Consider the following 24,122-nt stretch of genomic DNA (forward strand, 5'->3'; position numbering starts at 1 on the left):
CTATGCCGATCGCGGCTAGGTGCCGAACAGGGATGCGTAGCGGGCCGCCGAGGCGGGATTCCGGCGGCACTGCTCGTCGGTGCGGAACAGGCTCGACTGCACACCGCCCTCGCCGCAGTCGGAGAAATACGCCTCGTATGCCAGGTGTGAGGCGTGCGCCGCGAACCACTCGTGCATCCACGACACGTAGTCGGGGTTCTCCCGGCCCGCGTCCCCGGTCGGCACCACGCCCCACTCGCCGACGGCGAACGACTTGCCGTGGCCTCGGGCGAAGTCGTAGAGCCACGTCAGACCCTCGGGGCGGGCGGCCGTACGGTCGAACACGGCCTTGGTGGGCGACCACGGGAAATGGTCGTAGTTGTCGATGCCGACGATGTCCACGTAGTCGTCGCCCGGATAGCAGTTGGTGCTCACCCCGCCGCAGACGCCCGCCGGGGTGTTGTGGGCGTTGATCGTCCAGTCCAGCAGGACCTGTGGGTTCGCCGCGCGGATGGCGTCGGCCGCCCGCCGGTAGCAGGCGATCCAGGTCTGCGGATCGTCCGCGCGCCAGGACGACGTCTTCTCGTTGAACTCCCAGCCGAGCCGGACCACCGAGTCGCCGCGATCGTGGCTGCGCATGAGCGTGCCGAACGCCCGCCAGTCCGCGTCGTGCTCGCCGCGGGCGCAGGCGGCCAGGTCGGCCTGGGCGCCGTTCGGCACGAGGCCCTGCGAGACCACCAGCATGCCGTCGAAGCCGGAGAAGAATTCGAACGTCCAGCCGGTGCCTCGCGTCATCGACTCCCATGACGTGCGGTCGGTGTAGGTCTGGGCGATCCGGCAGGGCCGCCCGCGGGCCGCGCAGAAGGCGTTCACGTGCGCGGTGTCGAAGGTGGGGTCGCCGTTGACGCCGGAAAGTCCGTCGGCGCCGGGCCATGAGCCGTCGGTGCGGGGCAGGGCGATCAGCTGCCGGGCCGATCGGGGATCGGCGGGCTTGCGGGTACGGGGGGTGGCGCGCGGGGAGGCGCGCGGGGAGGCAGGCGGCGAAGCGACCGACGGGGACGCGGAAGCGGCGAGCGAAGGGCCGGGCTCGGCGGGGGCCTCGCCGGCGTCCGTGGCCGCCGCCCCGACGGCGAGGCCGGTCAGCACCACGACCGTCGCGAACGCGGCCAGCAGCAGCGACCGCCGGCTGCCCGGTCGTTCCTCGGCCATGCGTGTTCTCCCGGAGGTTTGGCTTACCTAATGGCTCGGCCATTTTAGCCGCATCACCGAATGCCGTGCCGCGCTGGTTTATCGTCACGGAAAAGGAGGCGGACAAATGACACAGATGATGGAGATGCCGCGCGTTCAGGTGTGCACGGTCAGCGGCTGCGGTTACAACCACGACGGCTGCACGGCCTTCGCCATCACGATCGGCCGGGCGAGCTCGGAGTGCGACACGTTCGTCGAGGGTGAGCGGGGTGGCATGGGTCAGGCCATGGCTCAGGTGGGTGCGTGCAAGCGGGCCGAGTGCGTGCACAACACCGATCTGGAATGCCACGCTCCGGCAATCACCGTGGGCGCCGCGCACGACCGCGCCGACTGTCTTACTTTTCAGGCTCGCTAAACGTTCTCGCTGAGAGGCTGCCGCCCCTTTTCCGCCGGTGGCGGCCTTTTTTGCCCTCAGGGTTGACCTCAGGGTGAGAAGACGCTAAGTTCTTCTCAGATCGAGTTTTACTCACTCTGAGAGGGACCGTGGTGGACGAGCAGACCTTCCTCGACGGCTACGAGCCGGCGCAGTTCCCGGCCGCGGCGGTGACGGTCGACATCGTCGCGCTGACGATCCGGGACGGGCGGCTGCACGTGCTGCTCGTCGAGCGCGGTGGGCACCCCTTCGCCGGCTGGCGCGCACTGCCGGGCGGCTTCGTCCGCGACGAGAGCCTCGACGCCGCCGCCCGGCGTGAGCTGGCCGAGGAGACCGGCCTGCGCCCCGGCGAGGGCCGGCTCGACCGCGTCCATCTGGAGCAGCTGCGCACCTACGGCGACCCGGGCCGCGACCCGCGCATGCGGGTCTTCTCGGTGGCGTACCTCGCCTTCGCCCCGAGCCTGCCCGACCCCCGGGCCGGCAGCGACGCCGCCAGTGCGTTCTGGGCGCCGGTGGACGAGGTCGGGGAGCTGGCCTTCGACCACGCCGCGATCCTCGCCGACGGCCTCGACCGCGCCCGCGCCAAGCTCGAGTACACGCCGCTCGCCACCGCCTTCGTCGAGCCGGAGTTCACCATCGCCGACCTCCGCGCCGTCTACGCCGCCGTGTGGGGCGAGGAGCCGCACGCCGGCAACTTCCATCGCAAGGTGCTCTCGGTGCCCGGCTTCGTCGAGAGCACCGGCGAGACGGCCGCGCGGGCGGGGGAGCGCGGCGGTCCCCGGCCCCGGCTGTACCGCGCCGGCGACGCCCGGCTGCTGCACCCGGCGCTGCTGCGGCCAGACCGGGAGGACTCCGTCCGATGACATCACTCGTCGCGAGCGGAGACGTCGCCGAGCTGTACGCGGCCGGCGACGCGCTCCTCAAAGTACCCAGGCTTCCGGCCGACAACGATCTGATGCGGGCCGAGGCGCGGGCGCTGATCACGCTGCACCGCGACGGCGATCCCCGGCACCGCGCTTACGCCCCGCGCCTCCTCGAGACCGTGACGCACGAGGACGCCGGCGGGATCCGGCGTACGGCCAATGTCCTGCACCGCCAGTCCGGCTTCGTCCCGCTCACCGGCCTCGAGCACCGCCTCGACCCGCGCGACGTCGCCTGGATGTGGCGGCGGCTGCTGACCGGCTTGGGCTGGGCGCACCGCGCCGGCGTGGTGCACGGCGCCCTCCTGCCGGAGCACGTGCTCATCCACCCTGGCGAGCACGGCGTGGTGCTCGTCGACTGGTGCTACAGCGTCACGCCGGGTGCGAGCATCCCCGCCCTCGTCGCCCGCCACCGCCACGCCTACCCGCCCGAGGTGCCCGCCCGGCAGGCGGCCACCCCGGCCACCGACATCTTCATGGCGACCGGCCTGATGCTGCGGCTGATGGACGAGCCGCCGGCCGCCCTGCGGCGCTTCGCGGCGGGCTGCCGCTACGCCGCGCCGCGGATGCGCCCCCAGGACGCGTGGCGGCTGCTCGCCGAGCTCGACGAACTGCTCGAAGACCTGTACGGCCCCCGCCGGTTCCGCCCCTTCGCGCTGCCGGCCTGATGGAAGGACACCACCATGGGAAGCGGACGCTGGTCCACCGACGTCTACGCCGCCGCCGCGGGTTACCGCGCCGCCACGGGCACGAGCGCCTTCGCGTACAGCGACAGCGGCGCCCGTAAGGCGCACCCGGCCCTCGATCCGAACGGCGTGACCGTGCGCGAGAGCCGCGACAGCGGCGAACACCCGCAGAGCACCCCGATCGCCGTCCTGTTCGACGTCACCGGCTCGATGGGAACGGTGCCGCGGGTGCTGCAGACCAAGCTCCCGCAGCTGCTGGGGCTGCTCACCCGCAAGGGCTACGCCACGGATCCGCACCTCATGTTCGGTGCCGTCGGCGATGCCACCTGCGACCGCGTGCCGCTGCAGATCGGGCAGTTCGAGTCCGACAACCGGATGGACGAGGACCTGGCCCGGATCGTCCTGGAGGGCGGGGGCGGCGGGCAGCGTACGGAGTCCTACGAGCTCGCCATGTACTTCATGGCCCGGCACACCGCCCTCGACAGCGTCGCGCGGCGCGGCCGGCGCGGCTACCTCTTCCTGATCGGCGACGAGATGCCGTACGCGCGGGTGAAGCCCAAGGAGGTCAAGCGCTTCATCGGCGACGACCTGCGCGAGCCGATCGCGGTCGAGGCGATCCTCGCCGAGCTGCAGCGCACGTTCGACGTCTACTACATCATTCCCACGGCCGCGGGCTGGGGCGGTGACCCGGAGATCCTCGCGTACTGGCGGCGGCTGCTCGGCCAGCAGGTCATCGAGCTGGACGACCTGGACGCGGTCTGCGAGACCATCGCGCTGACCGTCGGGCTCGGCGAGGAGGCGATCGACCTCGACGGCGGGCTGGCCGACCTGGCCGACGTCGGCTCGACGGCGGGCGCCTCGGTCGGCCGCGCGCTCGCCCCGGTCCGCACCGGGCGGCCCGCGCTGGTCCGGGCGCCGCTGGCCCTCGGCCCTTCCCGGGGCGTCAGCGGCAACGAGCGGCTGTGACCGGCGGGCACGTCGCCGTGGTCGACCTCGGCTACGGCGACGCCGGCAAGGGGACGGTCGTCGACGCGTTGTGCGGCACCGGTCCGGTGCGTGCGGTGCTGCGCTTCAACGGGGGAGCGCAGGCCGCCCACAACGTCGTCGCCGGCGGCCGGCACCACACCTTCGCCCAGTTCGGGTCGGGCACCTTTCACGGGGTGCCCACCCACCTCACCCGGTTCGTGGTCGTGGACCCGCTCGCGCTGGCCGCCGAGGCGGCCGCGCTGGGCAATCCGTTCCACCTGCTCACCGTCGACGGGGACGCCCTGCTCGCCACTCCGTGGCATCGCGCCGCCAACCGGGCCCGCGAACGGCGGCGCGGCGGGGATCGGCACGGTTCCTGCGGCATGGGCATCGGTCAGACCATGGAGTACGCCCTCAGTCACGCCGACGCCCCACGGGTGGCGGACACCCGCTCCCCCCGCACCCTGCGCCGGCGCCTCGCCGCGGTCCGGGACAGGCTGACCGCCGAAGCCGGCCCGCTCGACGCCCCACCGCTGGACGACGTGGTGACGGCGTTCACCGCGTTCGGCGCCGTGGTGTCCATCGTGGACGCCTCGTTCGTCGCTCGGCTGTTGCGCGAGGGCCGGTGCGTGTTCGAGGGCGCGCAGGGGGTGCTGCTCGACGAGTGGCGCGGGTGGCATCCGTTCACGACGTGGTCCACCACCACCTTCGACAACGTGGCGGCGCTCTGCGACTCGTTCGAGCGGCTGGGGGTGGTGCGGACGTACACGACCCGGCACGGCCCGGGTCCGTTCGTCACCGAGGCGCCGCTGGATCTGCCGGAGGCGCACAACGGAGCGGGGGAGTGGCAGGGTGTCTTCCGGGTCGGTCACTTCGACGCGGTCGCCCACCGGTACGCGGTCGAGGTGGCTGGTGGCGTCGACGCGCTCGCCGTCACCCATCTCGACGTGCCCGCCCGCTGTCCCGAGCTGCGGGTCTGCACCGCGTACGAGGCCGGGGGCGTACACGTCAAGGGGCTCGAGCCGGGCCCGGCTCGGGACCTCGCTCATCAGGCGCGGATGACGTCGATGCTGACCGGCGCCCGGCCCGCGACGCTGTACCGCCCCGCGGACTGGGCGCACGAGATCGCCGAGCTGCTGGCCGCGCCGGTGCGGATCGAGTCGTACGGCCCCGGCCGCGCCGCCAAGCGCTTCAGGCCGGAGCCGCGACCGGCTCGTGCGCTGGTGCGGGGCCGCGGGTGAGCTCGCGGGTGCCGCGGGCGAAGAGCGGGATGACGCCGGCGACGAACAGGACGACCGCGCAGACGGCCAGCACCGGATCGATCCCGAACGTCGCGGACAGCGGCCCGGCCAGCGCGTTGCCGATCGGCATGGCGAGGAACGACGTCAGCACGTCCCACGAGCAGACCCGCGCGAGCACCCGGTGCGGCACGTGGTCCTGCAGCGCCGTCTCCCAGGCGACCCCGTAGAAGTTGAGGCCGGCGTAACCGACGACCGCGCCCAGCAGCACGGCGGTGAGGGTGCCCGGCCACACGAAGGCCAGGGCCCAGAGCGGCATCAGCAACAGGGTCATCCACCCGGTACGCAGCGGCCGGGCCGGCCGCCACCGCAGGGCCACCGCGGCGCCGATCACGCCGCCGAGGCCCTCCGCGGCCGCGACGAAGCCAGCGGCCCGCGCCCCGCCGAGCCGCTCGATGGCGACGACCTGGACCAGCACCAGCAGGACGCCGTTCGCCACGTGGTACAGGGTGGCGGCCAGCACGCCGGAGAGCAGCCAGTCCCGCCGCCGGATCTCCCGCCAGCCCTCGCCGAGCTCGCTCAGCATCCCCGCGCCCGGCACCCGCGCCACCCGGGCGCGGATGAGCAGCGCCGCGACACCCGAGGCGACGAAGCTCGCGGCGTTGACCCCGAATCCGGCCGTCGCGCCGAACTGCGCGACGGTGAGGCCGCCCAGCGCGGGCCCGACGACCCGGCTGGTGGTCTGGAGCAGGCTCAGTGTCGCGTTGGCGTGCTGCCGGCGTGCGACCTCGACCAGCATCGGCCGGAGCGCGGTCATGGCCGGCTCGAAGAAGGCGCCGGCGCCGGCGGAGACGGCCGCGAGTGCGCAGAGCGCCCGCAGGTCGTACGTCCCGGCAGCGAACATCGCGGCCATCGCGGTGGTGGCCAGGAACCGGACCGCGTCGGAGAGCACCATGATCCGCTGGGGCTGGACCCGGTCGGCCCAGACGCCGCCGAACAGGGTGCAGAGCAGCATCGCCATCACGGAGCAGGCCATGACCAGCCCGAGATCCCCCGCGCCGCCGCCGGCCAGCAGCACGGCGACGCCGAGGGCGACGGTCTGGAAGCCGTTGCCGAGCCAGGACAGCGACATGCCGGTGGCGAGAAGGCGGAAGTCGGTCACGGCCATACGATAGTTCAGCGTCTAACTATTAGACAATGAATTATGATGGCCGGCATGGCGAAGCAGCTCAGGGACGTTGTCGACGACCACGTGACGCGCTGGTCGGCCCTGTGGGAACACGACCCCGAGGCGGCCCCCGAGATCGAGGGCGCGCTGGTGCGGATGAAGAACATCCTGCGCCGCTCGCAGCGTGGTGACGCCACTGCGTTCCCGGATGCGGGATTCACGCTCGAGGACTACCAGACGCTGCACGTGCTGATGATCCAGCCGTACCCGACCGAGGCCACCCCGGCGCAGCTGGCCGAGGCGGCGCGGGTCACCCGGGCCGCGATGACGGCCCGGCTGGAGCGCCTGGCCAGGGCGGAGCTGATCACCCGCGAGGTGGAGCCGCAGGACCGGCGCCGGGTGATCGTGCGACCCACCGCGGCCGGCCGGGCCGCCTGGGAACGGCACATCCACGCCGGCATCGCCCGGGACCGGGAGCTGCTGTCCGCGCTGACCACCGCGGAGCTGAAGCAGCTGAACGCCTTGCTCCGCAAGGTGATCCTGTCGTTCGACACGTGAGCGGGCGGAGGCCCTCCACCCCCGCCCGCCCGACCGCGCCGCTCAGTTGAACGGATCGAGGGTGATGTACGCCGCCTGCGGGCTGCCGTCGTGCACCAGCGACTCGTTCGCGCCGACGTCGTCGAAGGCGAACGCGTAGGCCTTGCCGTCCGCCATCTGAGCGTGGATCTTCCGGGCGTAGTGGTTGGTCACCACGTCCTGGTAGAACGCGGACGGCACGTTGTACGGCTGGTTGGCGCTGGTGAGCAGCGTCGAGCGGTTGAAGCCCGCGCACAGGGTCCGCGAGATCGGCCCGCGCACCAGGTCGTTCGGCGCGTCGAGGAGCTTGTAGCAGCCGAAGATGCTGTCCGAGTCCGGCTTCTGGAAGCTGGTGACGACCTGGCCGGAGCCGTTGGTGAAGGTCATGACGTTGCCCGAGACCCGGCCGTAGTACTTGGTGTTCGGCTGGTCGGCGAAGGGGGTCACGGTGAGCGTCGAGGTGCTGTAACGGGCCCAGACGCGGTTGACGTAATCGTTCATCACGCCGGCCGGGAGCCGACCGGCCTCGATGCCGTGGCCGGGTGCCAGCGCGCGCAGCACCGTGCCGTCGCTGCGGGTCTGGATCAGGTTGGCCCAGCCGCCGGGCTGGCCGCGCAGGGCGTTGAAGAAGCCGTTGTACCCGCCCGGCTTCAGGTGGCCGGTGCTCCTGGTCGTGCCGTTCGGCTGCTTCACGCCGACCGCGTACGGCGCCGAGAACATGTCGACCTGGGTGCTGTTGATCCACAGGCCGTCGTTGTTCAGCGTGTACTCGGACCAGTTGAAGAGGATGTTCGCGTTGGGGTCGGTCGGATTCTGCACGGCGGGCTGGACGAGGCCGCCGGTGGTGACCTTGAAGACGAGCTTCTGGCCGTACGAGAAGTAGACGCGCCCGGAGAACTTCGGCATCCGGATGGTGATGCTCTGGCCGTTGGCCGGACCGGCGATGGAGGCGTCCGGGGCGGGGCTCGGCGGGTTGCCGCCGGGCGGCCAGGCGTGGAACGTGCCGCCGGCATCGGCCCAGCCCTGCTGTCCGGTCGCGAGCAGGGTGCCGAGGTTGTAGATGTAGACCTTGTCGCCCCGGCCCGAGTTGTTGGTGATGGTGAGCGGGATCGTCGCGGCGGTCACGGAAGCCTGGGCGGGCGGGGTCGTGAGCACGGCGAGGGCGGTGGACGTCGTGACGGACAGGGCGGCGAGGACGGCCGCGAGGACGGGTTTTCTGCGCATGGCAACTCCGATGAAGAGCGTGCTGAGGGCGCTCTCACGCCTCGGTGGAAGGCGTGAGAGCGCTCTCAGCGTTCATCGGATAGTTAAGTTTGTCAATTGCTAATAATGTTTCGGCTCAGAGGTACATGCCCGTCGCCGGCTCGGCGCGAGGGACGGTGACCGGCTCCGCGCCGGTCCGCAGGGCGTACAGCTCGGCCAGCGTCGCACCCTCCGGGCCCACGCCCTTCGAGCTGCCCAGCCACGCGGCGGCTTCCGCGTACGGCAGCCGCCCGACCTCGATGCTGGCCAGGCAGCGCCCGGGCCGGACCACCGCGGGGTGCAGCGAGGCCAGGTCCTCGTTCGTGGTGATCGCGATGAGCGCGTTGCGGCCCTGCCCGAGCAGCCCGTCGGTGAGGTTGAGCAGGCGCGAGAGCGACTGCCCCGCGCTCGCCTTGGCGTCGCCGCTGATCAGCTCGTCGCAGTCCTCGAGCATCAGCAGCCGCCACCGCGGCTCGTCGTCGTCGCCGCTGCCCAGGGCCACGCTCATCAGGTACGCGGGGTCACCGAACATCCGCTCCGGATCCAGCACGCAGTCCACCTGGCACCACGAGCGCCACTGCTGGGCGAGGGCGCGCAGAGCCGTCGTCTTGCCGGTGCCCGGCTCGCCGTGCAGCAGCAGGAGGCGCCCGTTGACCGCGGACTCGTCGATGGCCATCAGGCGTTCCAGCGTCTGCGCGACCGGATCGGCGTAGTTCCCGCGGATCTTGGCCCACGGCGCGGCGTCGATCTCGCGCTGCACCCGGCGCGGGCCGTGCGGCCCGAAATGCCAGAAGCCGATCGGCACGCTGTCGGCGGCGGGCTCGGGCTCCTCGACGGCGTTCGCCGTGGCCGTGGCGAGCACCGACTCGGCGAGCTCGGCGCTCACAGCGGTCACCGTGACCCGGGCCCGGCGGCTCTGCTTCCACCGCGTCACATGCAGCGTCCAGCCGTCGCCGACGCTCAGCCGGCCGTGGCTGTCCTCCTCGACGGCGTCGCGTACCACCCGCGCGTCGTCCGTGGTCAGCGCGGCGTCGGCCCGGACGTTCTCCAGATAACTGGTCCGGCCGAACGGCTCGCGCCCGGTGACGAAGGCGTCCAGGGCGAGCAGGTCGACGACATCCACCAGCCGGTCGCCGTCGTCGACGGAGCCGGACAGCGGCAGCGGATGGGCGGGCGCTGCGGCCGCCGTCTCCACGGGACGGCTGCCGAGCCGGTCGACGGACTGGTGGGGGGCGCGCATTACCCCATGATCGCCGCGAAGTGGCGGAGGAGCACCCGGTTTTCGCGCAAGATGGTCCGAACGGGACCGCCGGCGGGCTGCCGGGGTTCCCGCTCCGCCCGGCCGGCGGTCAGCCTCCCGGGCGGCGGGTCAGTCCTCCGGCCGGCGGGTCAGTCCTCCGGCCGGCGGGTCAGCACGAAGACCGGGATGACGCGGTCGGTCTTCGTCTGGTAGTCCGCGTACGCCGGCCACACCTCGACAGCCCGGTCCCACCACGCGGCCCGTTCCTCGCCGTGCACCTCGCGCGCGTCGTAGTCGTGCTTCTCCGCGCCGTCCTGCAGCTCGACGTGCGGGTTCTGCACCAGGTTCCAGTACCAGACCGGGTGCGTCGGCGCGCCGCCGCGGGAGGCGACGACCGCGTACTCGCCGTCGTGCTCGACCCGCATGAGCGGGGTCTTGCGCAGCTTGCCGGACTTGGCGCCCACCGAGGTGAGCAGGATGATGGGCACTCCCTGCAGCGTGTTCGCCTCCGCGCCGTGGGAGGCCTCGAACTTCTCTGCCTGCTCGCGGGCCCAGTCCGAGGGGCTGGGCGCGTACTCGCCGGTCAATGGCATGCGGAATCCCTTCGGGCGGTCGTCACCCGTGAAGCCTAGCCAGTGTCGCGGCGAGTTCGGCGTTGCGACGGGCGAACGCGGCCCAGTGCGGCGGTGCCGGTGCCGCCGGGCGGGAGGTCCGGCGCTGGGTCCAGGTCCGCAGCCGCCCGCCGGACATCGCGAACGAGACCAGCACGCCGTCGGCCCAGCCCTGCACCGCGAAGTCGCCCGGCTCGTCCGTGGTGACCTGCTGCGGCGCCGTCACCCACGCGAGGGCTCGCAGCTCGTCCTGGATCCGGCCGGCGAGCTCGAACGCGAGGGCTCCGGCTGCTCTGTCGCGTACCCCCGCAAGGGTTTCCGTGGCGCTCGCGACCGCGAGCGGATCGCGGCGCAAGACCGACGCGACGGCCTCGGCCAGGTCGTCCCGGTCGGTAGCGGTCACCCCGCGCTGCGCGGCCAGGTCACGCTCTGCGCCGGTCAGGCCGGTCCTCGCGTACGCGAGCGGGTGCACCCGGTGCAGCGCGGCGATCGCCTGCCGGGCGCGCAGACCACCCAGGTACGGCCCGAACACCGTCACCCCGGCCGCCGGCGTCCCGGGCTCGTGCACCATGCGCACCCCGGCCGTCGCGCGCCGCCGGTCGAGCAGCAGATAAGCCGCAACCTCCTGACCGCCGGGCGTCCGGTTCCAGCGGGGCAGGCGCTCCTCGAGCAGGTTCCGTTCCAGCCAGGCGGCTTCGTGAACCGAATCACACGACACCGCCTCGACGGCCGCGATCCGCGCGACCATCCGGGCCAGGTGCCGCCGGTCGCCCAGATCGCCCCAGTACGAGGCCACCCGCGCCCGCAGCTCGGTGGCCCGGCCGACGTACAGGGCCCGCCCGGCGCCGTCGCGGAAGCGGTAGACGCCCGGCGCGGCCGGCAGCGCGGCGATCATGCGGCGGATCGGGGACCCCATCGGACCATTATCGGCCGGTAAGGTTCCGGCCATGCCCTCGATCGTCGCCGGTGGCGTCACCCTCCACTACGAGGAGTCCGGCAGCGGGGCACCCGTGCTCCTCGTACCGGGCACCGGCTCCCACGGCCGCACCTGGTCGCTGCACCAGGTGCCGGCACTGGTCGCGGCCGGCTATCGGGTGATCACTCCGGACCACCGCGACGCGCAGCCGGGCCTCACCCTCGCCGACCTGATCGACGACACGGCCGCGCTGGTCGAGCGGGTGGCCGGCGGTCCGTGCCGCCTGGTGGGCACGTCGATGGGGTCGCTGATCATTCAAGAGCTTCTTCTCGTACGCCCGGAGCTGGCCGTCCGAGCCGTCCTGATGGCGTCCCGCGCCCGACCGGATCCGGTGTCGCTCGCCCTGGCGGCGGCGGAACGGGAGCTGGCGGACTCCGCGGTGTCACTGCCGCCCGGCTACGAGGCGGTCGTCCGGGCCCTGCAGAACCTCTCCCCACGCACGCTCGCCGACCCGCGCGCCGCACAGGACTGGCTGGACCTCCTCGAGATGTCACCCACCGATTGGAAAGATCCGGGGCTGCGCGCGCAGATGGACGTCACTGTGGACACCGACCGGCGCGGCGCGTACGCGAAGGTGAGTGTGCCGACCCTGGTGCTCTCGTTCGCCGATGACCTGATCGCCCCGCCGGCCCGCGGTCGTGAGCTGGCCGCGGCGATCCCCGGTGCGGCCTACGAGGAGATCCCCGGCACCGGCCACTACGGCTACCTCGAACGGCCCGAGGCGGTCAACGACGCGATCCTGCGGTTCCTGGCGACATGATCGAGCGCATCCTGCCCCCGTCGGTGCGGTCGGCGTACGCCCGCGAGGACCCGCCTGCGGCCACCCTCTTCCCGGAGGAGATGCCGCTGGTGGCGAGGGCGGTGGCCAAGCGCCGTGCCGAATTCACGACGGTTCGGCACTGCGCCCGCTCGGCGCTGGCGTCGCTCGGTGTGGCACCGGGCCCGCTCCTACGCGGCGAGCGGGGCGAGCCGCTGTGGCCCGCGGGCATCGTCGGCAGCATGACCCACTGCACCGGCTACCGGGCGGCGGCCGTGGCCCCGGCCCGCGAGGTGACCGGCGTCGGCATCGACGCCGAGGAACACGGGCCGCTCCCGGCCGGCGTGCTCGACCTGGTGTCCCTCCCGGAGGAGCGCGAGCATCTCGCCGCCCTGACCCGCGAGAATCCGGGGACGTGGTGGGAGCGGCTGCTGTTCAGCGCCAAGGAGTCGGTGTACAAGGTGTGGTTCCCGCAGACCGGCGAATGGCTCGGGTTCGAGGAGGCGTCCCTGACCTTCGACCCGGACGCCGCGAGGTTCACGGCGCGACTGCTGCGGCCGGGGCCCTTCCCGGAACTGCGGGGACGGTTCCTGGTCGAGGACGGCATCGTGCTGACGGCTATCGCACTGGACTGAGCGTCACCCCTTCCCCCACCGCTGCGCGAACGCCATCAGGTCCCGGCGCTCGACGGCCGCCGCCATCAGCTCCGGGAACGCATCCGGCGTGCACGCGAACGCCGGCACCCCCATCGCCGCGAGCGCGGCCGCGTTGTCGTGGTCGTAAGCCGGCGCGCCCTCGTCGGACAGGGCCAGCAGCACCACCACCTGCACGCCCGCCGCGGTCATCTCCGCGACCCGGCGCAGCATCTGCTCTCGGACGCCACCCTCGTACAGGTCGCTGATCAGCACGAAGATGCTGTCGCGGGGGCGGGTGATGAGCTGCTGGCCGTACGCGATCGCCCGGTTGATGTCCGTGCCGCCGCCCAGCTGGGTGCCGAACAGCACCTCGACCGGATCGCTCAGCTGATCGGTCAGGTCGACCACGGCGGTGTCGAAGACCACGAGAGAGGTCTTCAGCGAGCGCATCGAGGCGAGCACGGCCGCGAACACCCCGGAGAACACCACCGAGGCGGCCATCGAACCGGACTGGTCGACGCAGAGCACCACGTCGCGATGGATCGCCGTCGCGCGGCGCCCGTAGCCAACCAGGCGTTCCGGCACGACCGTCCGATGTGCCGGCTGGTAGTGCCGCAGGTTGGCGCGGATGGTCCGGTCCCAGTCGATGTCCGCGGGCTTCGGCCGGTTGATCCGCGCCGCCCGGTTGAGGGCACCGCTGACGGCCGCGCGGGTCTTCTGGCTGATCCGCTGCTCGAGCTCGGTCACCACCTTGCGGACGACCTCGCGCGCCGCGTCCTTCGTACGCTCGGGCATCACGCGGTTGAGGGAGAGCAGTGTGCCGACCAGGTGGACGTCCGGCTCCACCGCGGCCAGCATCTCCGGCTCCAGCAGCAGGCGCGTCAGATCGAGGCGTTCGATGGCGTCGGCCTGCATCACCTGCACGACCGTGCTGGGGAAATACTCGCGGATGTCGCCGAGCCAGCGCGCCACCTTGGGCGCCGAGCCGCCGAGCCCGGCGGAGCGTGAGCTGCGCCTGCCCTCCTCGTCGTCGCCACCGTCGTACAGGGCCGCCAGGGCCGCGTCCATGCGGGCGTCGCGGCCTTCCGCCGTACCCAGGGACTCCTCGGCGGGACCGCCGAGCACGAGCCGCCACCGCCGCCGTCGCTCACGCTGCCCGGGATCGTCCATGTCCGTCATCCGACCTCCCTGCCCAGCAGGACGCTCACCGTCGGCAGCACCCGTGCCGCCCGCTCGTGGTCCAGCACCGCAGGCTCCGCCCGCGCGACGCCCGGCCCGCCGGCGACCCGTTCCCCGATGGCCCGGCGCTCACCCGTGGCGAAGGCGCCGAACGTCCGCCGCAGCAACGGCAGCACGTCGCCGAAGGCCTCCGCCGGGATGTCGGCCAGCCACTCGTCGATCAGCTCCAGCAGGGCGTCGTCGTGCACGAGCAGCAGCCCGCCACCCGCCAGGAACCCCTCGACCCACGCGGCGCCGTGCGCGGGCGCCGTACCGACGGTCAGCGGCAACCGCAGGCGCCGGCGCACCTCGGCCCCGTCGAGCCGCCCGGCGTCGAGCAGCAGCCGGGTCAGCCGGCCGGCGAGCAGCCCGTGCAGGCCGGGACGCCGGGCCACCGAGTCCAGCGTGCCGAGCCACCGGTCGCGCAGCTCCTCGTCGTCGAGCAGGCCGATCGCCTGGTGCACGCCGTCGACGTACCCGCGCAGCTCCCGCGCCGCCTCGTCGGACAGCGAGCCGACCGCCGCCGGAAGCCCGGCACAGACCCGCGTCAGCAGGCTCGCCGTCAGCGTGGCGAGCCCGGACACGTCGGTCTGCCGCACGTCGCCGTAACGCAACGTGCGAGCCAGCGCGGGAATCGCGGCCATGAGATGACCGATGTCCGAGTCCAGCGCGGCCCGGGTGTCCAGCGCGGCGAGCACCGGCGGAAACGCGTCGCCCAGCTCGGCGAGCAGGCACACCTCGACCAGCGCCGTCACGTCACCGAGCGTCGCCGCCTCCCGGGCCGCGTCGGTCACCTTCGTGGTGGCCGCCGCGACGACCGTGGTGCCGTACATGCTGCCCTCGACCAGCTGCACCGCGAAGTCGGGCAGCCACCGCAACCGCCACTGCTCCCGGAAGGTGCCGGTGCCACGCCGGGCGGTCTCCGGCTCACCCCACGGCACGCCGATCGCGCGCATCCGGTGCAACAGCCGGCTCCGTGCCCGGTCGATGTCGCGGCGCAGGTCCAGCTCCAGGACCCGTTCCAGGGCCTCCGGCTTGAGGCGTACGGCCCGCTGCTGCGCGGCGAGATCCCGGGCCAGCGGTACGGCGGGCATCTCGTCCGGCACGCCCCCGAGCCGCTCGCCGACGACCAGCCGCCGCCCGATGAGCTCGACCCGCAGCGGCTCCCCGTCGCACATGACGGCCTCGGCGGCCTCGGTCACCTCGGCGAGCCCGGCGAGCGGCCGCCCCCGCAGCGCGGCGAGCGCCTCGGCCAGCCGGGTCGCCTCGATGACGTGGGCGGACGAGGTCGGCACCCCCTCGGCGCGAAGCACCCCGGCCGCGTCGACGAGCCACCGCGGCACGACGTCACCGCCGGCGGTGAAGAGGTGGTGGTACCAGCCGGGGGAGCGGACCCCGGCCCCGTACCCCGACCACGAGGCCAGCCGCCCGTACGTCCACGGCACCCACGTGAACGCGACCTTGGCCTTCTTGCGCCCCTTGAGCAGAGCGGCGTCCTCCTTCGCGGTGACCTTGCGGCTGAGCGCGGGCACGTGCCACGCGCCGCAGACCACGGCGATGTTGTCGTGCGTGCGGCGTACCTCGCGGAGGACGGTGCGCATGTACGCCTCGCGGACGAGGTCGTCGGGGTCTTCGGGGGAGGTCTCGCGGATCGCGGCCATGGCCTCGGCGATCGCTTCGAAGGCCGGCATGCCCCGGTGCTCGACGACGTCCTCCCACCATCGCTCGGGATCGTCGTAGCCGGCGGCCCGGGCAAGCTCCCCGATGGGATCGACGGGCCGCACCCGCTTCTGCCGCCCGGCGTCGTCCGGGTCCGGGTCGGTGGTGCCGGGGTGGGGTCCGGCCACTGGGGGATCGGCCGGGGTCGAGCCGGCGGGCGGCTCAGCGCCCGGTTCTGCCCCGCCCGGCCCCGCGGCGCCAGGTTCAGCCTCGCCCGGCGGCGAAGCGTCGCCCGGTGCTGCCTCGTCGGCCTTGACCGGCCTCCGGGAGTCGGTGAGGCGATATGCGTACGGCAGGTCGAAGAACCGCACCGGGACGTCGTTGCGCACCGCCCACCGGATGGCCTGCCATTCCGGGGAGAAGACCGCGAACGGCCAGAACGCCGACCGCCTCGGGTCGTCCGTCGCGTAGCCGAGCAGCGCCACCGGCGGTTCGAGGCCCGGGTCCGCCACCCAGCGCACGAGGTCGTCGGCTTCCGGGGGGCCCTCGACCAGGAGCAGGGTGGGGCGCTGCCGGTCGAGTTCCTGGACCACCGCGCGGGCCGAGCCCGGGCCGTGGTGCCGGATGCCGTAGAGCCGTTCAGGCATCGCGGGCGGCGCGGTAGAAGTCGCGCCAGTCGGTGCGTTCGCGGACGACCGTCTCCAGGTATTCGCGCCAGACCACGGTGTCGGAGACCGGGTCCTTGACGACCGCGCCGACGAGGCCGGCCGCTACGTCGCTCGGGTGGAGGCGGCCGTCGCCGAAGTGGGCGGCGAGTGCCATGCCGCTGGTGATCACGGAGATGGCCTCGGCGGTCGACAGGGTGCCGGTCGGGGATTTGAGTTTCGTGCGGCCGTCCTCGGTCATGCCGTTGCGCAGCTCGCGGAAGATCGTGACGACGCGCCGGATCTCCTCGAGGGCGGCGGGCACCTCGGGCAGGTCGAGGGAGCGGCCGAGCTGGGCGACGCGGCGGGCCACGATCTCCACCTCGTCGTCGGCGGAGGCGGGCATCGGCAGGACGACCGTGTTGAACCGTCGCCTCAGGGCGCTCGACAGCTCGTTGACGCCGCGGTCGCGGTCGTTGGCGGTGGCGATGAGGTTGAAGCCGCGGCGGGCCTGCACCTCGGTGTTGAGTTCGGGCACCGGCAGCGTCTTCTCGGACAGGATAGTGATCAGCGCGTCCTGGACGTCCGAGGGCATCCGGGTCAGCTCCTCGACGCGGGCGATCGTGCCGGTCTCCATGGCTCGCATCACGGGGCTCGCGGTCAGTGCCGCCTCGCTCGGGCCCTCGGCCAGCAGGCGGGCGTAGTTCCAGCCGTACCGGATCGCCTCCTCGGTCGTGCCCGCCGTGCCCTGCACCAGCTGGGTGGAGTTGCCGCTCACGGCGGCGGCGAGGTGTTCCGACACCCACGTCTTGGCCGTTCCGGGCACGCCGAGCAGCAGCAGGGCACGGTCGGTGACCAAGGTGGACACCGCCACCTCCATGAGCCGGCGCGGGCCCACGTACTTGGGGGTGATCTTCGCACCGTCGCCCAGCAGGTAGGTCACGACCGCGTGCGGGGACAGCCGCCAGCCCGGCGGCCGGGGCCGGTCGTCGGACGCGACGAGCAGCGCCAGCTCGTCCGCGTATTGCTCCTCGGCGTGCGGGCGAAGCGCGGTTCTGGGGTCGCCGGCCGCCGGCAAGCGCGGTTCGGTGCGGTCGGTCACGTGAACTCCTGCAGCATCTCGTGGCGGAAGGTGAGGGTCCGGGCCAGGTCGGCGACGGAGCGGATCCGGGCCGCGTCGGCCGCGTCGTGGTCGAGCTGGGCGGCCAGCCCGGCGACGACCGTCGCGTACGTGGGCGGCATGGCGGTCGCGGCGGCGCGGCACAGCTCGGCGAGCTGCCAGCTGTGCCGGTCCGTACGCGCGCGGTGCGCGATCGTCTCGACGACCGCGACGGCGAGCTCGTCCGGCCAGACGCCGGGGTGCACGGCGAGCAGCCGGTGGGCGAGGTGGTCCTCGCGGCGCAGGAAGTCGGCCGCTATCCGGGCCAGATCGGCCGGCGGCAGCAGCAGGTGCAGGTCCCAGCGGACCGCCTCGCGCAGCCCGGCCGCGCTCTCCCGGGCGTCGTTGCGCACGAGAGCGGAGGCCCACTCGGAGTCGCCCTGGGCGATCGCCGCCTTGGCCCACCCGTGCAGAAGGGCGGTTTCCCAGTCGTTGGCGCGGGAGAGGTCGACGACGGCCGCAGGGCTGCGCCCGAACGCTTCCGTCCAGGTGGCGAGCGGGGTGCCGGCGATGACCTCCTCGAGCAGCCAGGCCTGCACGCCGGTGCCCCTCGACGGCTGGGCCGACACGCCGTCGCGGCGCAGCTCGGCGGTGAGCTCGACGGGCGGGGTGACGCTGAGCCGGTCCCGTCCGAGGGTGCGGCGCTCGAGGGTGACGGCGGCCAGCGCGCGTGCGGCCATCCGCCGGCCGAGGCTCGAGCGGGGCAGTCGCCGCAGCAGCTCCAGGGCGGCCTCGCGCACCTCCTTGCGCCGGTCGTCGAGGACGCTCTCCAGGAACGCGTCGTCGGCCGGGGACAGGCCGGTGGCCAGAGCGCCGACGAACCGGGCCCGGTCCTCCGGCGCCTCGGCGGCCCAGGTGCTCCGCAGCAGGGCCAGGCCGGCGGCGGGGTCGGTGCCGCGCAGCCGCGTGAGGTGGGCGAGGCGCTCTCCGCCCGTACCCGTCTCCCAGATCGCAGGGTCCGCCGCGGCGGCCGCGCCCGGTGCCTCGTCGCGCAACCACCGCCAGTCCGGCCGCATGGCGGCCAGCCACCGGCCGCGTTCGCCGGCCACCCGGCCGATCGACGGCCGCACGACGCTGTTGCGGCGGCCCGCCTCGAGCAGGGCAGGCAACGATTCGGGCGGAACGTGACCGCCGTGCGCCGCGGCCGCCGTCAGCCATTGGGCGAGCAGCTCCTGAGCCTGCTGGGTGCCGCCGGGAGCGCCCCCGTCGGTCAGCAACCGCAGCAACCGGGCGCCCGCCGCGGCCGGCAGCGGCCGCTCGATCTCGGCGGGCGCGGGCTCGACCGGGGGATGCGCGGTGGCGGGCGTGGTTCCCGCCCGCCGATACAGCAGGGCCACCGCCGCGGCGTCGAGCAGCGAGGCGCCCGCCCCGAGCTGCAGCGGGCGGCCGCCGACCTCCACGGTGGCGGCGGTGAAGGGCCGCCGGGCCGTGCCGACCAGGGCGGAGGCGAGCAGCGCCGGTGGAAGCTCGGGCGAGCGCGGGCGGCCGCCGTCAGGAACCGCGGGAGCGGCCGGCACGAACCGGCCTTCCACCCAGGCGGCGAGCGGCCGCAGGCCCGCCGGCGACCACTCCGCGGCGACCGTCGCGGGCGCCCCGCCGGCGGCGGCCAGCAGCCACCACGGCTCGCGATGGCCGGACGCGAGCGGGAGGGAGTCGCCGTCGGTGCCGGTGAGGAAGCCGTCGGCGGTGGGCGCGACACCGTCGAGCAGCACCGGGGCGTCCAGGCGCCACGGCTCGGCGGAGAGGACCGCCGCCCAGCCGCCCAGGGCTTCCCGGACGGTCGTCGCGCCGCTGGGCGATTCGAGCGGCCGTGGGGTGCCCTGACGATCTTTGACGAGCGCGCGCAGCGGTGCGGCGCCGGGATAGAAACAGAGGTCGCCGTCGAAGCAGGTGCCCGGCACGAGGTCCGCCGCGAGGGTCTGACCGGGGGCCGCGAAGGACAGGTGAAGAGCGAACCGTCCACTGTCCACGCCCCGCAGCCAGGTGCGCCGGGTGGTGATCGTGCCGTCGTCGCTGTCCGTCTGGCCGAGCACCTGCCAGTGGTCGTGCACCGGCGGAGTCGCCAGCACGTCCTCGGTGGAGACGGGGAAACCGATGCGGGAACGCACGGTCGCGGCCAGCGCCGGGCTCAGCGTGCCGAGCCGCTCGTGACCGCGGACGAGCAGACGCAGCATCGCCAGATCGCCCAGGAGCCGGTCGGCCCACTGCGGCCCGATGCACGCCACGCCACCGAGGCGGCGCACGGCCGAGGCGGCGGCGGGTGCCTGCGCGTCGACGAGCCGGGCGGCCATCGCCTCGAAGGGCGCGAAACCCGCCCGCTCCGCGCCGGCCAGGCCCTGCTGGATCTGATCGTCGAGCCAGCGTGACAGCTCCGCCATGCCGGCGGCGACCCGCTCCTCTCGCTGCCGGGCCCGCTTGCGCGCCGACTCGGGATCCACCGGCCCGGCGGACCGCGGCGTGGCGGCCCGGGCGGCCCGCGCGGCGCGGCTCGCCTGCCACTCGGCGACGAACGCGGGCGGATCGGCGGCCGGGCCGGGCACGGCGCCCTCGGCCCACATGAGGAGCAGGCCCAGGGCATGCTTGCAGGGGAACTTGCGGCTCGGGCAGGTGCACTTGTACGCCGGCCCCGAAAGATCCACGCATACCTGGTACGGCGTCCTGCCGCTGCCCCGGCACAGCCCCCACAGCACGTCGCCGAGCAGCCCGGTCGCCTGCCACGTGCCGGGCGACGCGACGCTGCGCGCACCCTTCAGCGAACCGGCGTCGGGGGCGACGGCGGTGACCTGAGCGGTGGACCAGCGTTCGACGGGCACCGGAGCACTGTAGAAGCCGGGTATGACGTTTTCGGACAGCGGGCGGAGGGACGAACGATGAAGGTGATCATTTTCGGCGGGACGGGCATGGTCGGCCAGGGCGTGCTCCGGGAAGCCCTGCTGGCCCAGGACGTCGACGAGGTGCTCACGGTGGGGCGCAGGCCGACGGGCGTACGGCACCCGAAACTGACGGAGGTCACGCTCGTGGATCTGGGCGACCTGACCCCGATCGAGGACCGCCTCGGCGGGTACGACGCCTGCTTCTACTGCCTCGGCATCTCCTCCGTGGGTGTGGACGAGGAGACCTACACCCGCGTCTCCTACGACTACCCGCTAGCGGCCGCACGCATCCTGGCGAAGCACAACCCCGGCCTGACCTTCGTGTACGTCTCCGGAGCCGGCACCGACCCCGACGGCCGGGCGATGTGGTCCCGCGTCAAGGGCCGGACCGAGCTGGAGATCATCAAAGCCTTCCCGAGGGGGTACGCCTTCCGCCCCGGATTCATCCAGCCCACGTACGGCGCGACCTCCCGCACCCGCCTGTACCGCGTGATCTACGACCTGATCGCCCCCGTGACGCCGCTGATCATCCGGTACGCGCCCCGGTACGCGACGACCACCGACCGGCTGGGACGGGCGATGCTGCGCGCGGCGCGTACCGGATTCCCGACGCGCGTCGTCGAGAACGCCGACCTTCGCTAGGCGGTTGGAGGGCGTCGTCCCGGCCAGGACCGCGCCGAAGGCGACGACCATGCCCAGCAGTTGCACCGGGGTCAGCGCCTGCCCCAGAACGGCCCACCCCACGACCGTGGCCACCAGCGGGGACAGCAGCGCGAGCAGGGAGACCTGGGCGGCCCGCAGCCGGCTCAGACCCCAGAACCAGATCGTGTACGCCGCAGCCGTGCCCACCAGCGACAGGTATGCGTAGCCGGCGATGCTGCCGACGGTCAGGGCGGGCGGGGGTCCTTCGACCAGCAGGGCGACGGGTACGAGCAGCAGGCCGCCCGCCGTCAGCTGCCAGCCCGTCGAAGCCAGCGGGGATCCTGTGCCCCAGCGCTTCGTCAGCACCAGTCCCACGGCCATCGACGCCGTTCCGGCCAGCCCGGCGAGCAGCCCGACGGGGTCGAGCCGGACGGTGGCGCTCAGCACGGTGAGCGCCACACCCGCCGCACCGATCACGGCGCTGATCACCGTACGCAAAGCCACCCGCTCCGCCAGCAGGAGCACCGTCAGCCCCGCGACGATCAGCGGCTGGCCGGCGCCGAGCACCGCGGCCATCCCTCCGGGCAGCCGATAGGCGCTGACGAACAGCAGCGCGAAGAACACCCCGATGTTGAGTGCGCCGAGTACGGCGGACCGCCACCACCAGTCGCCCCGTGGCAGCCGCCTGGTCACCGCAACGAGGAGCAGCCCGGCGGGGAGCGCCCGTAGCGCGCCCGCGAGCAGTGGCCGGTCCGGCGGGAGGAATTCGGTGGTGACGGCGTATGTGGTGCCCCAGACGGCGGGGGTCAGCGCGGTGACCAGCAGGACCGGTGGACGCATGACGACTCCCTCGACGCAAAGTATCTCGACATCAAGAGATTCGTCCGTGACTCTCTTCTTGTCAAGAAGCTTGACATCGAGATAATTGACACGTGACTGTTGACGGCGTCGATCGCATCATCGAGCAGTGGCGGACCGAACGGCCCGACCTCGACACCACCGCCATGGCTGTCTTCGGCCGCATCTTCCGCCTGTCCCGGATCGCCGGGGACGCCGTCGAGCGCGCCTACGCCCCCTCGGGCATCGGCCGCCCGGAGTTCGACGTGCTGGCCACCCTGCGCCGCGCGGGTGAGCCCTACCAGCTCTCGCCGGGCGCTCTGGCCGCCTCGATGATGCTGAGCACCGGCGGCACCACCGCGCGCCTGGACCGCCTCGAGAAGGCGGGGTTGGTCGTGCGCATCCCGTCGCGTACCGATCGCCGCAGTGTCCTTGTGCAGCTGACGCCGAAGGGCCGGGAGGTCGTCGACGGTGCGGTCGGGGCCGGCCTCGCCGAACAGCGGCGGCTGCTCGACCATATGCCGGCCGACCGTCAGCGACAGCTCGGAGAGCTCCTCCGCGAGGCCCTGGCCCGGGGCGACCAGTAATGGCCTCGCCGGAACCGGTGTCCCTCCCGACTGTCGGCCGCCGGTGCCGACCGGGGGAGAGATACCGGTGATCGCCGGGAACGTCGCAAGTGCGCATCGCATTGCGCCTGAGTGGCCGCCGAAGGCAACTAGGTCCCGTGCCCGGCCGCCACTTCCTCGCCCGCCTTCGGCGGCGGAGGCGGGGTTCCGTCACCGAAGGGCCGCCCGCCCAGCTTCTCCCGGCCGTGCTCGCTCAGCCATCCCGACAGCTCCGGGCCCGCCGGCACGATGCCCGTCGGGTTGATGTCGCGGTGCACCTCGTAGTAGTGCCGCTTGATGTGCACGAAGTCGATCGTGTCCCCGAAGCCCGGCGTCTGGAACAGGTCCCGCGCGTACGCCCACAGCACCGGCATCTCGGTCAGCTTGCTGCGGTTGCACTTGAAGTGGCCGTGGTAGACCGGGTCGAACCGCACCAGCGTCGTGAACAGCCGTACGTCGGCCTCGGTGATCGTGTCCCCGACCAGGTAGCGCTGCTCGCTCAGCAGCTCCGACAGCCGGTCGAGGCGGTCGAAGAGGCGGTGGTACGCCTTCTCGTACGCCTCCTGCGAACCCGCGAAGCCGGCGCGGTAGACGCCGTTGTTGACGTCGGCGAACACCACCTTGTTGATCGAGTCGATCTGGTCCCGCAGCTCCGGCGGGTAGAGCTTCGGCGCGCCCTCGCGGTGGTGTGCCGTCCATTCGAGGGACATGTCGATGGTGATCTGCGCGAAGTCGTTCGTCACCACCTGCCCGGTCGGTACGTCCACGATCGCCGGCACCGTGATGCCCTTGTCGTAGTCCGGGTACCGCTTGAGGAACGCCTCCTGCAGCCGCTCGATGCCGAGCACCGGATCGCGGCCGTCCGGGTCCAGGTCGAAGGTCCAGCTGCGCTCGTCGTGCGTCGGGCCGGCGACGCCCATCGACAGCACGTCCTCGAGGCCCAGCAGGCGCCGGACGATGATCGCGCGGTTGGCCCAGGGGCAGGCCCGGCTCACGACCAGGCGGTAGCGGCCCGGCTCGACCGGGTAGCCGTCGCGGCCGTCGGCGGTGATCCGGGTGGCGATGTAGCGCTGGTCGCGGGTGAACTCGCCCGACGTCGAGACGTATGCCATGCGCCCATCATTCCCCGTTGCCGCGCGATGAAAAGACGAAGACCCGGCCCGAAGGCCGGGTTCCTCGCCGTTCGGGTGCTCAGTCACGAGCACCGGTGAGGTGCGGGCGCAGCGCCAGCAGCAGACCCAGCGCGACGTAGCCGACCAGCAGGTGACCGGCGCCGACGTACCGGCCCGCCGAGGCGCCGAGGATGCCGAACGCCGGGACGCTCACGACCGCCCAGCTCTCCGCGACGAGCGGCCAGAACCGGGCCGGTCCCCGCCAGCGACCGGCGAAGGCGATCTTCACGCCGATGATGAACATGCCGAGCATCGACAACGGCCAGAACGCGTCCAGGACAGCCAGCCAGGCGTCGTCGCGGAAGGAGGGCACGAGGCCGTGGAAGACCGTCCAGAGGGTGGCGAGGGTCAGCAGGCCGTACTCGGTTCTGAGCATGCCCCGGGCCACCCGCGAGGTGCCGGTCGCCGCCGTCCGCAGCTGGGCCGTGACCAGCGCGAAGAGCGAGAGCTGGAAGGGGATCGCCCCCAGGTCGGTGATCATGATGCCGAGGTTGTCCGTCGTCTGGGGGTTGACGGCGATCATCGAGGCGGACCAGATCAGCGAGCCGGCGGCGACGAAGGCACCCGTACGGCGGATCTGCCGGTCGGTTGCGGCGACCGGCGCGGGGGCGGTGACGTCGGTACGTGCCTGGGCCGGCGTGGTGGTGATCGTCATGGCGTTCTCCCTGCGGAAGTGGTGTTCGTGGTGACGGGGAGAA

The 24,122-nt window shown here is 73.0% G+C and carries 22 protein-coding genes and 1 pseudogene; 10 read left to right on the forward strand and 13 right to left on the reverse strand.

Features of this window, described 5'->3' with window-relative positions:
- Nucleotides 1-15 precede the first annotated feature (15 nt).
- The gene (locus tag ACIBO8_RS16425; protein WP_396116038.1) at nucleotides 16-1,188 is read right to left on the reverse strand and encodes a glycoside hydrolase family 26 protein; all 1,173 of its coding nucleotides are present in this window, start codon (nucleotides 1,186-1,188) and stop codon (nucleotides 16-18) included.
- Between the two features lie 106 nt (nucleotides 1,189-1,294).
- Between ACIBO8_RS16425 and ACIBO8_RS16430 the strand changes: the two genes are divergently transcribed.
- From ACIBO8_RS16430 to ACIBO8_RS16450, 5 genes are all read left to right on the forward strand, one after another.
- Nucleotides 1,295-1,582, forward strand: coding sequence for a DUF1540 domain-containing protein (locus tag ACIBO8_RS16430; RefSeq protein ID WP_396116039.1), 288 nt, complete (start codon nucleotides 1,295-1,297; stop codon nucleotides 1,580-1,582).
- A 128-nt stretch (nucleotides 1,583-1,710) separates the two neighbouring features.
- Entirely contained in the window at nucleotides 1,711-2,463 is a 753-nt protein-coding gene (locus ACIBO8_RS16435) for an NUDIX hydrolase (protein WP_396116040.1), read from the forward strand.
- On the forward strand, nucleotides 2,460-3,188 hold the full coding sequence (locus ACIBO8_RS16440; protein ID WP_396116041.1) for a molecular chaperone DnaJ: 729 nt from the start codon (nucleotides 2,460-2,462) through the stop codon (nucleotides 3,186-3,188). Before ACIBO8_RS16435 ends, ACIBO8_RS16440 begins: the two co-directional genes overlap by 4 nt.
- A 15-nt stretch (nucleotides 3,189-3,203) precedes the next feature.
- A complete protein-coding gene (locus ACIBO8_RS16445; protein WP_396116042.1) occupies nucleotides 3,204-4,172 on the forward strand; it encodes a hypothetical protein in 969 nt (322 codons plus the stop codon).
- Nucleotides 4,169-5,413 carry an adenylosuccinate synthetase gene (locus tag ACIBO8_RS16450; protein WP_396116043.1) on the forward strand — a complete coding sequence of 415 codons (1,245 nt, stop codon included), beginning with the start codon at nucleotides 4,169-4,171 and terminating at the stop codon, nucleotides 5,411-5,413. Before ACIBO8_RS16445 ends, ACIBO8_RS16450 begins: the two co-directional genes overlap by 4 nt.
- On the opposite strand, the gene ACIBO8_RS16455 is transcribed toward ACIBO8_RS16450, so the two are convergent.
- Nucleotides 5,364-6,572 carry an MFS transporter gene (locus tag ACIBO8_RS16455; RefSeq protein ID WP_396116044.1) on the reverse strand — a complete coding sequence of 403 codons (1,209 nt, stop codon included), beginning with the start codon at nucleotides 6,570-6,572 and terminating at the stop codon, nucleotides 5,364-5,366. The genes ACIBO8_RS16450 and ACIBO8_RS16455 overlap by 50 nt on opposite strands.
- Nucleotides 6,573-6,626: 54 nt before the next feature.
- Between ACIBO8_RS16455 and ACIBO8_RS16460 the strand changes: the two genes are divergently transcribed.
- Nucleotides 6,627-7,136, forward strand: coding sequence for a MarR family winged helix-turn-helix transcriptional regulator (locus ACIBO8_RS16460; protein ID WP_396116045.1), 510 nt, complete (start codon nucleotides 6,627-6,629; stop codon nucleotides 7,134-7,136).
- A 42-nt stretch (nucleotides 7,137-7,178) separates the two neighbouring features.
- Here the strand turns inward: ACIBO8_RS16460 and ACIBO8_RS16465 are convergent, their stop codons facing one another.
- From ACIBO8_RS16465 to ACIBO8_RS16480, 4 genes are all read right to left on the reverse strand, one after another.
- Nucleotides 7,179-8,378, reverse strand: a complete 1,200-nt coding sequence (locus tag ACIBO8_RS16465) for a glycoside hydrolase family 64 protein (protein ID WP_396116046.1) — start codon at nucleotides 8,376-8,378, stop codon at nucleotides 7,179-7,181.
- A 115-nt stretch (nucleotides 8,379-8,493) separates the two neighbouring features.
- Nucleotides 8,494-9,636, reverse strand: coding sequence for a DUF5925 domain-containing protein (locus ACIBO8_RS16470; RefSeq protein ID WP_396116047.1), 1,143 nt, complete (start codon nucleotides 9,634-9,636; stop codon nucleotides 8,494-8,496).
- Nucleotides 9,637-9,785: 149 nt separating this feature from the next.
- Nucleotides 9,786-10,229, reverse strand: coding sequence for a nitroreductase family deazaflavin-dependent oxidoreductase (locus tag ACIBO8_RS16475; protein ID WP_396116048.1), 444 nt, complete (start codon nucleotides 10,227-10,229; stop codon nucleotides 9,786-9,788).
- Nucleotides 10,230-10,251: 22 nt separating this feature from the next.
- The gene (locus tag ACIBO8_RS16480) at nucleotides 10,252-11,163 is read right to left on the reverse strand and encodes a hypothetical protein (protein ID WP_396116049.1); all 912 of its coding nucleotides are present in this window, start codon (nucleotides 11,161-11,163) and stop codon (nucleotides 10,252-10,254) included.
- Nucleotides 11,164-11,194: 31 nt separating this feature from the next.
- On the opposite strand from ACIBO8_RS16480, the gene ACIBO8_RS16485 reads away from it, so the two are divergent.
- Both ACIBO8_RS16485 and ACIBO8_RS16490 read left to right on the forward strand, forming a co-directional pair.
- The gene (locus ACIBO8_RS16485) at nucleotides 11,195-11,983 is read left to right on the forward strand and encodes an alpha/beta fold hydrolase (protein WP_396116051.1); all 789 of its coding nucleotides are present in this window, start codon (nucleotides 11,195-11,197) and stop codon (nucleotides 11,981-11,983) included.
- Nucleotides 11,980-12,615 carry a 4'-phosphopantetheinyl transferase gene (locus tag ACIBO8_RS16490; protein ID WP_396116052.1) on the forward strand — a complete coding sequence of 212 codons (636 nt, stop codon included), beginning with the start codon at nucleotides 11,980-11,982 and terminating at the stop codon, nucleotides 12,613-12,615. The genes ACIBO8_RS16485 and ACIBO8_RS16490 overlap by 4 nt, the downstream gene beginning before the upstream one ends.
- Before the next feature lie 3 nt (nucleotides 12,616-12,618).
- Here ACIBO8_RS16490 and ACIBO8_RS16495 read toward each other — a convergent pair whose 3' ends face one another.
- The 4 genes from ACIBO8_RS16495 to ACIBO8_RS16510 are packed head-to-tail and all read right to left on the reverse strand — an operon-like array spanning nucleotide 12,619 to nucleotide 20,108.
- Entirely contained in the window at nucleotides 12,619-13,794 is a 1,176-nt protein-coding gene (locus ACIBO8_RS16495) for a VWA domain-containing protein (protein WP_396116053.1), read from the reverse strand.
- Nucleotides 13,791-16,139: a DUF5682 family protein gene (locus ACIBO8_RS16500; protein WP_396116054.1), complete on the reverse strand. Its 2,349-nt coding sequence runs from the start codon at nucleotides 16,137-16,139 to the stop codon at nucleotides 13,791-13,793. The genes ACIBO8_RS16495 and ACIBO8_RS16500 overlap by 4 nt, the downstream gene beginning before the upstream one ends.
- Nucleotides 16,132-17,238, reverse strand: a complete 1,107-nt coding sequence (locus tag ACIBO8_RS16505; protein WP_396116055.1) for an AAA family ATPase — start codon at nucleotides 17,236-17,238, stop codon at nucleotides 16,132-16,134. Before ACIBO8_RS16505 ends, ACIBO8_RS16500 begins: the two co-directional genes overlap by 8 nt.
- Nucleotides 17,235-20,108 carry an SWIM zinc finger family protein gene (locus tag ACIBO8_RS16510; RefSeq protein WP_396116056.1) on the reverse strand — a complete coding sequence of 958 codons (2,874 nt, stop codon included), beginning with the start codon at nucleotides 20,106-20,108 and terminating at the stop codon, nucleotides 17,235-17,237. The genes ACIBO8_RS16505 and ACIBO8_RS16510 overlap by 4 nt, the downstream gene beginning before the upstream one ends.
- A gap of 87 nt (nucleotides 20,109-20,195) precedes the next feature.
- On the opposite strand from ACIBO8_RS16510, the pseudogene ACIBO8_RS16515 reads away from it, so the two are divergent.
- Nucleotides 20,196-20,447: pseudogene (locus tag ACIBO8_RS16515) on the forward strand (epimerase); the annotation flags it as partial.
- On the opposite strand, the gene ACIBO8_RS16520 reads toward ACIBO8_RS16515, so the two are convergent.
- Complete coding sequence (locus ACIBO8_RS16520; RefSeq protein ID WP_396116057.1) at nucleotides 20,442-21,650, reverse strand: DMT family transporter; 1,209 nt, start codon at nucleotides 21,648-21,650, stop codon at nucleotides 20,442-20,444. The pseudogene ACIBO8_RS16515 and the gene ACIBO8_RS16520 sit on opposite strands and share 6 nt — an antisense overlap.
- A gap of 92 nt (nucleotides 21,651-21,742) precedes the next feature.
- On the opposite strand from ACIBO8_RS16520, the gene ACIBO8_RS16525 reads away from it, so the two are divergent.
- Entirely contained in the window at nucleotides 21,743-22,234 is a 492-nt protein-coding gene (locus ACIBO8_RS16525) for a MarR family winged helix-turn-helix transcriptional regulator (protein WP_396116058.1), read from the forward strand.
- A gap of 128 nt (nucleotides 22,235-22,362) precedes the next feature.
- Here the strand turns inward: ACIBO8_RS16525 and ACIBO8_RS16530 are convergent, their stop codons facing one another.
- On the reverse strand, nucleotides 22,363-23,364 hold the full coding sequence (locus ACIBO8_RS16530) for a glutathione S-transferase family protein (RefSeq protein ID WP_396116059.1): 1,002 nt from the start codon (nucleotides 23,362-23,364) through the stop codon (nucleotides 22,363-22,365).
- A 79-nt stretch (nucleotides 23,365-23,443) separates the two neighbouring features.
- Complete coding sequence (locus tag ACIBO8_RS16535; RefSeq protein ID WP_396116060.1) at nucleotides 23,444-24,079, reverse strand: hypothetical protein; 636 nt, start codon at nucleotides 24,077-24,079, stop codon at nucleotides 23,444-23,446.
- Nucleotides 24,080-24,122: the final 43 nt, after the last annotated feature.

It is taken from the genome of Actinoplanes sp. NPDC049681, assembly GCF_044465265.1.
Taxonomy (GTDB): Bacteria; Actinomycetota; Actinomycetes; order Mycobacteriales; family Micromonosporaceae; genus Actinoplanes.